At 67.8% G+C, this 10,494-nt stretch carries 12 protein-coding genes; 7 read left to right on the forward strand and 5 right to left on the reverse strand.

Annotated elements, in window-relative coordinates; all coding sequences use genetic code 11:
* Positions 1-651, reverse strand: a 651-nt coding sequence (locus AC3XYG_RS22055) for an ABC transporter permease (RefSeq protein ID WP_489142015.1), incomplete at its 3' end; no start/stop codon positions are given.
* Between the two features lie 132 nt (positions 652-783).
* On the opposite strand from AC3XYG_RS22055, the gene AC3XYG_RS22060 reads away from it, so the two are divergent.
* The 6 genes from AC3XYG_RS22060 (at position 784) to AC3XYG_RS22085 (ending at position 7,292) form a co-directional block, all read left to right on the forward strand.
* Complete coding sequence (locus AC3XYG_RS22060) at positions 784-1,359, forward strand: regulatory protein RecX (protein ID WP_489142016.1); 576 nt, start codon at positions 784-786, stop codon at positions 1,357-1,359.
* 98 nt (positions 1,360-1,457) lie between these two features.
* Positions 1,458-2,954: a glycerol kinase GlpK gene (gene glpK / locus AC3XYG_RS22065; protein ID WP_489142017.1), complete on the forward strand. Its 1,497-nt coding sequence runs from the start codon at positions 1,458-1,460 to the stop codon at positions 2,952-2,954.
* A gap of 143 nt (positions 2,955-3,097) precedes the next feature.
* Complete coding sequence (ugpB, locus tag AC3XYG_RS22070; RefSeq protein ID WP_489142018.1) at positions 3,098-4,399, forward strand: sn-glycerol-3-phosphate ABC transporter substrate-binding protein UgpB; 1,302 nt, start codon at positions 3,098-3,100, stop codon at positions 4,397-4,399.
* 78 nt (positions 4,400-4,477) lie between these two features.
* Complete coding sequence (gene ugpA / locus AC3XYG_RS22075) at positions 4,478-5,362, forward strand: sn-glycerol-3-phosphate ABC transporter permease UgpA (RefSeq protein ID WP_489142019.1); 885 nt, start codon at positions 4,478-4,480, stop codon at positions 5,360-5,362.
* On the forward strand, positions 5,359-6,207 hold the full coding sequence (gene ugpE / locus AC3XYG_RS22080) for a sn-glycerol-3-phosphate ABC transporter permease UgpE (protein ID WP_489142020.1): 849 nt from the start codon (positions 5,359-5,361) through the stop codon (positions 6,205-6,207). The genes ugpA and ugpE overlap by 4 nt, the downstream gene beginning before the upstream one ends.
* A gap of 2 nt (positions 6,208-6,209) precedes the next feature.
* A complete protein-coding gene (locus tag AC3XYG_RS22085; RefSeq protein WP_489142021.1) occupies positions 6,210-7,292 on the forward strand; it encodes a sn-glycerol-3-phosphate import ATP-binding protein UgpC in 1,083 nt (360 codons plus the stop codon).
* A gap of 84 nt (positions 7,293-7,376) precedes the next feature.
* On the opposite strand, the gene AC3XYG_RS22090 is transcribed toward AC3XYG_RS22085, so the two are convergent.
* The 3 genes from AC3XYG_RS22090 to AC3XYG_RS22100 form a co-directional block, all read right to left on the reverse strand.
* A complete protein-coding gene (locus AC3XYG_RS22090; RefSeq protein ID WP_489142022.1) occupies positions 7,377-7,994 on the reverse strand; it encodes a hypothetical protein in 618 nt (205 codons plus the stop codon).
* Between the two features lie 138 nt (positions 7,995-8,132).
* Positions 8,133-8,378: a hypothetical protein gene (locus tag AC3XYG_RS22095; RefSeq protein WP_489142023.1), complete on the reverse strand. Its 246-nt coding sequence runs from the start codon at positions 8,376-8,378 to the stop codon at positions 8,133-8,135.
* A gap of 15 nt (positions 8,379-8,393) precedes the next feature.
* Complete coding sequence (locus tag AC3XYG_RS22100; RefSeq protein WP_489142024.1) at positions 8,394-9,050, reverse strand: peroxiredoxin; 657 nt, start codon at positions 9,048-9,050, stop codon at positions 8,394-8,396.
* A gap of 145 nt (positions 9,051-9,195) precedes the next feature.
* On the opposite strand from AC3XYG_RS22100, the gene AC3XYG_RS22105 reads away from it, so the two are divergent.
* A complete protein-coding gene (locus tag AC3XYG_RS22105; protein WP_489142025.1) occupies positions 9,196-9,762 on the forward strand; it encodes an ankyrin repeat domain-containing protein in 567 nt (188 codons plus the stop codon).
* 9 nt (positions 9,763-9,771) lie between these two features.
* On the opposite strand, the gene AC3XYG_RS22110 is transcribed toward AC3XYG_RS22105, so the two are convergent.
* Positions 9,772-10,494, reverse strand: a 723-nt coding sequence (locus tag AC3XYG_RS22110) for a hypothetical protein (protein WP_489142026.1), incomplete at its 5' end; no start/stop codon positions are given.

Genomic DNA, 10,494 nt, shown 5'->3' on the forward strand with positions numbered 1-10,494 from the left:
GATCATGTAGAAGAACGGGTTGAGATGGGCGACGAAGTGCCAGGATTCCGGCAGCCGGTCGAGCGAGTAGAAGGTGCCCGACAAGAAGGACAGCGGCGTGATGACGAAGTTGGTCACGGCGGCGATGTGGTCGAACTTCTCCGACCAGATGCCACCGATGGCGCCGAGCAGCGCCAGCAGCATCGAGGCCGCGAGGGCGTGGAACAGCACGAAGCCCGGATGGATCGGGTCGACCGGCACGAAGATCCGGATTGCCACCCAGGTCACCGTGCCGACCAGCAGGCCGCGGGTGATGCCGCCAGCGACATAGCCGATGGTCAGCTCCAGCGGCGACAGCGGTGGCATCAGCACGTCGACGATGTTGCCTTGGATCTTGGCGATCATCAGCGAGGAGGAGGTGTTGGCGAAGGCATTCTGCGCCATCGCCATCATGATCAGCCCCGGCGCCAGGAACTGCAGGAACGGCACACCCGCTGCCTGCCGCGTCACCCCGCCCAAGGCGAGGGCGAAGATGGCATAGAACAGCAGCGTGGTGATCACGGGGGCGGCGATCGTCTGGGTCGCGACCTTGAGGAAGCGGTGGACCTCCTTGGAATAGAGGGTCCACAGGCCGATCCAGTTGATGCGGCCGATGATGCGGGGCTGGGGCATGAAGGCTCTGCGGCGGCGGGCGCGCGACCATAACCCGGCGACGAAAGGACGGGCAAACCCCCGTTGGCCCGGACACCCCTCGGATGCAGACGGCGCTTGGCAGCGCCGGCCCGGACACGGCAGTGTCGCGCCATGCCGCCGCGCCCGCCTCGTCAGCCCCCTCGTCCCCCCGCCCTCGACGCCGCCGCGCTGGAGCGCGCGGCGCTGGATTATCTTGGCCGCTATGCCGCCTCGACCGGCCAGTTGCGGCGGGTGCTGCAGCGCCGGATCCGGCGCGCGGTCCAGGCCGGCGAGACCGTCGATGTCGAGGCCGTGACGGCGCGGATCACGGCGCTGCTGGCGCGGATGGAGGCGTCGCAGCTGCTGAACGACGCGCAATTCGCCGAGATGCGGATCGCCGGCCTGGCCCGGCGTGGCACCTCGAGCCGGGCGATCCGGATGAAGCTGCGCGAGGCCGGGATCGACGAGACTGTTGCGGCCGACGCCCTGTCCCTGTATGGCGGCGCCCCCGGGACAGATCCGGACCGGGCCGCGGCGATCCGGCTGGCGCGCCGCCGCCGGCTGGGGCCGTTCCGGACCGGGACCGACCGGGCGGCGCACCGGCTGCGCGACATGGCCGTCCTGGCCCGCGCCGGCTTCGCGTCGGGGCTGTGCCGGGCGGTGGTGGATGCGCCCGACGTGGCGACGCTGGAGGCGGACGGGGAGTGATCCCGGCCGCGGCCGGCTTGTGGATCGATTGACGTTCGGAAACGCGCTTCGGATAGTGCGAACCGAACATTGGGGCATGGCCCTGGAAGGGGAATCGGATGCGGCGTCGCACGCATGTCCTGGCGATCGACCAGGGCACGACATCGACCCGGGCGATCGTGTTCGATCCCCAGGGGCGGCCGGTGGCCACCGCGCAGCGCGAGCTGCGCCAGATCTATCCGGCCGATGGCTGGGTCGAGCACGACCCGGAGGGGATCTGGTCGGACACCGTCTCGGCCTGCCGCGACGCCATTGCCCGGGCACGCCTGACCGCGGACCACATCGCCGCCATCGGCATCACCAACCAGCGCGAGACCACGGTGCTGTGGGACCGCCAGACCGGCCGCGCCCTGCACTACGCCATCGTCTGGCAGGACCGCCGCGCCGCCGCCTTCTGCCGCGAGCTGGTGGCGGCCGGGCACGAGAAGGCGGTGCAGGCCAAGACAGGGCTGGTCATCGACGCCTATTTCTCCGCCAGCAAGCTGACCTGGCTGCTGGACAACGTGCCCGACGCAAGACGCCGGGCCGAGGCGGGCGAGCTGGCCTTCGGCACCATCGACAGCTTCCTGCTGTGGCGGCTGACCGGCGGGCGGGTGCATGCCACCGACGCCACCAACGCCAGCCGCACCATGCTGTTCAACATCCGGACCCAGGATTGGGACGACGAGCTGCTGGCCCTGTTCCGGGTGCCGCGCGCGGTGCTGCCCGAGGTGCACGACAACGCGCATGAGTTCGGTGTCACCGACCGCATCCTGTTCGGCGCGGCGATCCCGATCACCGGCATGGCCGGCGACCAGCAGGCGGCGACGGTCGGCCAGGCCTGCTTCAAGCCGGGCATGATGAAGTCGACCTACGGCACCGGCTGCTTCGCCCTCTTGAACATCGGCGACAAGCCGCGGACCTCGAAGCACCGGCTGCTGACCACCACCGCCTACCGGCTGGACGGCAAGCCGACCTATGCGATCGAAGGCGCGATCTTCAGCGCCGGCGCCACCATCCAGTGGCTGCGCGACGGGCTGAAGATCATCAAGACCGCGGCTGATAGCGAGACCCTGGCCCGGTCGGTCGAGGATTCCGCCGGCGTCTACCTGGTGCCGGCCTTCACCGGCCTGGGTGCGCCGCATTGGGACCCGGAGGCGCGCGGCATGATCCTGGGCCTGACCCGGGATTCGAATTCGGGCCACATCGCCCGCGCGGCGCTGGAGGCGGTGGCGTTCCAGACCCGCGACCTGATGGAGGCGATGGCGGCCGATGGCGGCGCCAAGCCGAAGGCGCTGCGCGTCGATGGCGGCATGGTGGCCAATGACTGGCTGTGCCAGATGCTGGCCGACATGCTGGACACCCCGGTGGAGCGGCCGCAGGTGATCGAGACCACGGCGCTGGGCGCCGCCTATCTCGCCGGCCTGACCGCCGGGGTCTACCCCTCGGTCGACGGCGTGGCCGAGGCCTGGCAGCGCGACCGGCTGTTCGAGCCGGCGATGCCGGCCGGCACCCGCGCCCGGCTGTATGAAGGCTGGCAAAAGGCGGTGCGCCGGGCCCGCAGCACCACGCGCTGACGCTCTCCGGTCCGGGTTCCTGAGTGCGAAAACGCGCATCGATGCGCGAATATGAAAACCTGTCGCAAAAGTTTCATGCCGCTGTCATGGTTCGCCAATGTCGCGCCTGTAAGAGCGCCGGGTACCATTGGGGGGATTTCGCCATGAGACTGCAACTTGCCGCGACGGTATCCGCCGCGATCCTGACCTTGAGCCTGCCGGCCCTTGCCGCCACCGAGATTCAATGGTGGCACGCCATGAGCGGCGCCAACAACGACGTGGTCGAGACGCTGGCCAAGGAATTCAACGACAGCCAGTCCGACTACAAGGTCGTGCCCGTGTTCAAGGGCACCTATCCCGAGACGCTGAACGCCGGCATCGCCGCTTTCCGCGCCGGCCAGCCGCCGCACATCCTGCAGGTGTTCGACGCCGGCACCGGCACCATGATGGCCGCCTCGAGCGCCATTGTCCCGGTGGCCGACGTGCTGAAGGCCGACGGCGTCACCTTCGACAAGTCGCAGTATCTCGGCGGCGTGGTCAGCTATTACAGCTCGGCCGATGGCCAGCTGCTGTCCTTCCCGTACAACAGCTCGTCGCCGATCCTGTATTACAACAAGGACGCCTTCAAGAAGGCCGGGCTGGACGAGAACGCGCCGCCGAAGACCTGGCCGGAGCTGTTCGAGGACGCCAAGAAGATCAAGGCCGCCGGCTGGCCCTGCGGCTTCACCTCGACCTGGCTGACCTGGATCCAGCAGGAGAACTTCGCCGCCTGGAACAATGTGCCCTATGCCACCGAGCAGAACGGCCTGGCCGGGCTGGACCCGGAGCTGCTGATCAACAGCGACCTGTATATCAGGCACTTCCAGACCATCGCCGATTTGCAGAAATCCGGCGTGTTCTCCTATGGCGGCCGCACCTCCGAGGCCAAGACCAAGTTCACCAGCGGCGAATGCGCCATGCTGACCGAATCCTCGGGCGGGCTCGGCGACGTGGTGAAGTCCGGCATCAATTTCGGCACCGGCGCCCTGCCCTATTACCCCGAAGCCGCGGGCGCGCCGCAGAACACCATCCCCGGCGGTGCCAGCCTGTGGGTCCTGGCCGGCCATCCGCAGGCCGAATACAAGGGCGTGGCCAAGTTCTTCGAGTTCCTGTCGCAGACCGACATCCAGGCCCGGCTGCACCAGAAGTCCGGCTATCTGCCGGTCACCCTGGCGGCCTATGAGGCCACCAAGAAATCCGGCTTCTACGACCAGAATCCGGGCCGCGAAATCCCGATCCTGCAGATGATGGGCAAGGCGCCGACCGAGAATTCCAAGGGCGTTCGGATCATGAACCTGCCCCAGGTCCGCGACATCATCAACGAAGAGCTGGAGCTGATGCTGAACGGCCAGCAGGACGCGAAGACCGCGCTGAACAAGGCGGTCGAGCGGGCCAATGCGGCGATCAAGGAAGCCGCCGCGCAGTAAGGCTGTCATGGGCCGGGTTCGCTGACGTGAACCCGGCCCGCTCCCCTCCTCCTTGACCACCGCCAGGGCACCGCACGCATGAATCGTCGCGCGATCTTCCCGAACACGGTGCTGCCCTATCTGCTGGTGGCGCCGCAGATCGCGATCACCGTGGTCTTCTTCTTCTGGCCGGCAGGCCAGGCGATCCGCCAGTCGATGCTGCGCGAGGACGCCTTCGGGCTGAAAAGCCGCTTCGTCGGGCTGGACAATTTCGCCCGCGTGCTGGCCGACCCCGGCTATCTCAACTCGCTGCAGGTGACCGCGGTGTTCTCGATCGCGGTCGCGGTCTCGGCGCTGGCGGTCGCGCTGCTGCTCGCGGTCATGGCCGACCGGGTGGTGCGTGGCCAGGGCCTGTACCGCACCCTGCTGCTGTCGCCCTATGCCATCGCGCCGGCCATCGCCGGCATGCTGTGGCTGTTCCTGTTCAACCCGTCGATGGGCACGCTGGCGGTGCTGCTGCGCCAGGCGGGCTTCGACTGGAACCCGCTGCTGAACGGCGGCCAGGCGATGGTGCTGGTGGTGGCGGCCGCAGCATGGAAGCAGATCAGCTACAATTTCCTGTTCTTCCTGGCCGGGCTGCAGGCGATCCCGAAAAGCCTGACCGAGGCGGCGGCGATCGACGGCGCCGGGCCGGCCCACCGCTTCCGCACCATCACCCTCCCGCTGATCTCGCCGGTGTCGTTCTTCCTGCTGGTGGTGAACTCGGTCTACGCCTTCTTCGACACCTTCGGCATCATCCACGCCGTGACCGGCGGCGGTCCGGGCAAGTCGACCGAGATCCTGGTCTACAAGGTCTACAATGACGGCTTCGTCAATTTGAAGATGGGCGCCTCCGCGGCGCAGTCGGTGATTCTGATGGTGCTGGTGATCGGGCTGACCTTCGTGCAGTTCCGCTATGTCGAGCGCCGGGTGCATTACTCATGATCGAGAACCGCCCGTTCGGCCGGCTGGTCGCTCATTTCGTCCTGATCGTCGGGATCGTGCTGGTCGCCTTCCCGATCTACTACACCTTCATCGCCTCGACCTACCCGACCCAGGCGATCCTGTCGCCGCCGCTGCCGCTGCTGCCGGGCGACCAGTTCCTGCAGAATTACAGCGACGCGCTGTTCGGCGGCGCCCGGTCGATCGGCAGCGTCAGCATGGGCCGGATCCTCTTGAACACCACCATCGTCGCGCTGGCGATCGCGGTCGGCAAGATCACCATCTCGCTGCTCTCCGCCTACGCCATCGTGTTCTTCCGCTTTCCGCTGCGGATGGTGTTCTTCTGGATGATCTTCGTGACGCTGATGCTGCCGGTCGAAGTGCGCATCGTGCCGACCTACCAGGTGATCGTCGATCTCGGCATGATCGACACCTATGCCGGGCTGACCATCCCGCTGATGGCCTCGGCCACCGCCACCTTCCTGTTCCGCCAGTTCTTCCTGACCGTGCCGGACGAGCTGGTCGAGGCGGCGCGGATCGACGGCGCCGGGCCGCTGCGCTTCCTGCGCGACATCCTGCTGCCGCTGTCGAAGACCAACATCGCGGCGCTGTTCGTGATCACCTTCATCTATGGCTGGACCCAGTATCTCTGGCCGCTGCTGATCACCAACGACAACTCGATGAACACGATCATCATCGCACTCCGCAAGATGATCTCCTTCACCGATGCCGACACCCAGTGGAACCTGGTCATGGCGACCACGATCCTGGCCATCCTGCCCCCCGTCGTGGTCGTGGTGGTGATGCAGCGCTGGTTCGTGAAAGGCCTGATCGAGAGCGAGAAATAGTCATGGCCACCGTCGAGATCCGCGGCGTCCGCAAGACCTATCCGGGTGCTGTGCAGGAGACCATCAAGGGCATCGACTGCCGCATCGCCGATGGCGAGTTCCTGGTCATGCTGGGCCCGTCCGGCTGCGGCAAGTCGACCCTGCTGCGCATGGTGGCGGGGCTGGAGAGCATCGGCGCCGGTGAGATCGCGATCGGCGAGCGGGTGGTGAACCGGCTGGAGCCGAAGGACCGGAACATCGCCATGGTGTTCCAGAACTACGCCCTGTACCCGCATATGTCGGTGTACGACAACATGGCGTACGGCCTGCGCATACAGGGCCTGTCGAAGGCCGAGATCGACACCCGGGTGCGCGGCGCGGCGCAGACGCTGGAGCTGTCGGCCCTGCTGGAGCGCAAGCCGCGGCAATTGTCCGGTGGCCAGCGCCAGCGCGTCGCCATGGGCCGGGCCATCGTGCGCGAGCCGGCGGTGTTCCTGTTCGACGAGCCGCTGTCCAACCTGGACGCCAAGCTGCGCACCCAGATGCGGATCGAGATCAAGCGGCTGCAGTCGCGGCTGGGCGTCACCAGCCTGTACGTCACCCATGACCAGGTCGAGGCGATGACGCTGGCCGACCGCATCATGGTGATGAATGGCGGCGCGGCCGAGCAGATCGCCCCGCCGCTGGAGGTCTATCTGCAGCCGGCATCGATGTTCGTCGCCGGCTTCATCGGGTCGCCGGCGATGAACTTCCTGGCGGCGACGGTGACGGCGGATGGCGGCGGCGTCACCCTGCCCGGCGGCCAGCGCATCGCCACAAGGCGCGCCGCCGGCCTGGCCGGCCGCAAGGTCGTGGCCGGCATCCGGCCGGAGCATATGGCGCTGGACGGCCCGACCGATCCCGAGCACCGGCTGAGCATCGAGGTCGAGCTGGTCGAGGCGCTGGGCGCCGACACGGTGGTGCATGGCCGGCTGGGCGACGGCGTGGTGCTGCTGGCCCGGCTGCCGGGCGTGGCGCCGGTGCGCAACGGCGACCGGCTGGCCCTTGCTATCACCGAGGACCAGTTGCACCTGTTCGACCCGGAGAGCGGCCGCGCCCTGGGCTGAGCCCGGGCATCACCGCGCCCCTACGAAAAAGGGGCCGCATGAGCGGCCCCTTTCGGATGGATCGGCAAAAAAGAAAAACTGGCCTTACGGCTTCTTCGGCTTCTTGTTGGCTGTGGCTGGTGCCGGAGTTGCCGCCGTCGCCGCCGCGGTCTGGGTCTTCGACCCGACCTCGTTGTAGCGCGTGTGCAGCATGTCGTAGGTCTTGTTCAGGTAGTCGTCGAGCTGCTGCGGATTGTACTTCACCACTTCGGCGAACTGGTCCTGGCGCGCCAGGCAATAGGCCGTCTGGGTCATGCGCTGCATCCGGCCGGACTCGTCGTTCGCCATCTTGGTCCGATAGGTGTCGAACAGGCGCGCGCCGTTGCCCTTGTTGTAGTTGCCCAGCAGCTTGCCCAGCTTGTCCTGGGTTTCCAGGATGCGGTCGTCGTTGTTGACCACCCACTGGCTGAAGGTCCGGAAGATGATCGGATCCTTGAACTCTTCCTTGCAGCTCAGGCCGGTGACCATCATCTCGGTCTGCAGCTTGACCAGCAGGTCGTACCGCACTTCCGTCGGCGTCAGCTGCGCCTTCGGCGGCAGATTGGCCGGCTGATAGTTGCCGACATCCGGGAACAGGCCGCCCGTCTGGGGCGGCTTCGGCGCCTCCTGGCAGGCTGCCAACGCCAACGCGGCCAACGCAGCCGCCACAAAAGCCTTCATCATCCTCATCGCTACCCCCGCAGATCCATCGCCCCGCACTCTACCGCAGAAGCCGGGCCGACAGAATCCGAAATGCGTCCCAGCTCATATGGCGCTTCAACGCAGACCCTTATCTTATTGTGATCCATCAGTAAAGCGCGATCAATCCTGGCTCAGCTCTAGCGCTTCGGCGCCCAATTCGGTCAGCTGCCACGACGGATCGGCCGCAGCGGGATCGAGGCAAGCCACCAGCTTCGCCCGGCCGGTCTCGCGCAGCGTGGCCCGCACCCGCCACACCGGCAGGCCGGCGGCCGCGGCCAGCTGCGCCACCGTGTGCGGCGCGGACAGCAGGGTGAGGCTGCGCTTTGCCACCTCGGTCAGGGTGCCGTCGGGGTTGATACAGGCCATCGCGCCGGACCGGGATCAGCCTTTGACCTCGGTCTCGCAATACCAGAAATCGGTGTAGGCGTAGCCGCCCTTGGCCCGCGCTTCCGCATCTTCGATGGTCCGCGGCGCCGGCACGATCACCTTGCCGCCCGGCTGCCAGTCGGCCGGCGTCGCCACCTTGTGCTTGTCGGTGGTCTGCAGCGCGTCGATCAGACGCAGGATCTCGTCGATGTTCCGGCCGGTGGTCAGCGGATAGTAGATCATCGCCCGGACCACGCCGGTCGGGTCGATGACGAAGACGCAGCGGCTGGTCTCGGTGCCCGACTGTTCCGGCATGATCATGCCGTAGAGCGTGGCCACCTTGCGGTCGCCATCGGCGATCACCGGGAACGGGATCTTGACGCCGAACAGCTCCTCGATCCGCCGGGTCCAGGCGAGATGGGCATAGATGCTGTCGATCGACAGGCCGAGCAGTTCGACGCCGCGTTCCTTCAGCGCCGGGGCGATGCGGGCGAAGGCCACGAATTCGCTGGTGCAGACCGGGGTGAAATCCGCGGGGTGGGAGAAGAGGACGACCCAGCTGCCGCGGAAATCCTCGAGCGCCAGGCGCCCATGCGTGCTTTCGGCCTCGAAGGACGGCGCGGTCTGCCCGAGGCGGGGCAGGCTGGGCAAAGGCAATGGTTCGTCGGTCATGGCAACTCTCATCTGCTCGGCAGGGCGGCGCGTGGCGGCAGGATAGTCCAGGCCTCGGACCGGGCCAACCGCTGGCCCGGTCGCACCACGACGGGTATAACCGGGTCGCGCCCCAGAATGGCGAACGCTGCCGGGAGGAACGGAGATGAAGCAAGGCCTGCGCATCGCAACGGCTGCGGCGATATTCCTCACCCTGTGCGGCCCGGCCACGGCCGAGATCGACGTGCTGCACCACGCGCCCAGCCTGATCCAGGCGGTCCAGGCCAACGACGTCGACCAGGTCCGCACGCTGCTGCTGAGCGGCACCGCGCCGAACACCACGGATGCCGAGGGTCACACCGCGCTGACCATCGCCGTCACCGACGGAAGGCTGCCGCTGGTGCGCGAATTGCTGCATTTCGGCGCGGCACCGGACCAGGCCGATTCACTCGGCAACACGCCGCTGTTCTGGGCGGCGGACACCGGCGACGCCGGCATCGCCCACGCGCTGCTGGACGGCAAGGCCAATCCGAATCGGGCCAACCGGCAAGGCATCACGCCGCTGATGGCAGCCGCCCGCACCGGCAGCCTGCCGGTGGTCGAGGCACTGCTGACGGGCGGCGCCAAGGTCGACCAGCGCGACTTTACCGGCCGCTCCGCCCTGGGCTGGGCCCAGGACCGGCGGGCCCGCGCGGTGGTAGCGCGCCTGCGCAAAGCCGGCGCGACCGACTGAGGCCGCCCGTTAACTGCTGTCTTCCTCTGGCGGCAATGGATTTGGGGAGAGAGGGCGCAATTCGTGTTGCCTCTCCCGCTTGCGGGAGAGGTCGGGCTCGCGCAGCGAGACCGGGTGAGGGCTCTTTCCATCCGCCGGTGCCGGCCCCTCACCCGGAAAACCCAAGGGATTTCCGACCTCGCCCCGCGCCGCGGGGCGAGGTAACGCGGTGCTTTGCGATCGGTCGGTCTCGGAGGGAAGCGAAGGCGCAGGACGGCCGGCGGCGCTGGTGGGAACCCCGTCCGGCAAGGCCTGCGGCCAGCGAGCGGGGTCCGGGGGCAGGCCGAGGTCGCGATAGATCCCGGCGATGACCTCGCCGGGCCGGCAATGGTCGAGCGAGAAGCCGAAATCCGCGAGTTCGGTCAGGCCTTCCCGGTCCGGGCGATCCGAGCGATCGGCCGGGTCCGGCCCGTCGTACAGATCGTCGAAGAGGTCCTCTTCATCGTCCAGATCGTCGCCCCCGGCGTCGAGATCGAGCGTCGTGGCCTCAAGCCTCCGGACCATCGCCTCGACGGCGCGTTGGGAGGACCCGGCGGGCGGGCGTTCCGGCATGACCGGCACACCCGGCAGGGAGACACCGGCGGCCAGGGCCTCCCGGGCCTGCCGCACCCGACCGAACATCGCCATGGTCAGGCGCACGGCGCGCGAGAGGCGCATGAAGGCCAGCGCGACCTCGCGGTCGGCCTTGACCCG

This window comes from Inquilinus sp. (genome assembly GCF_057815775.1).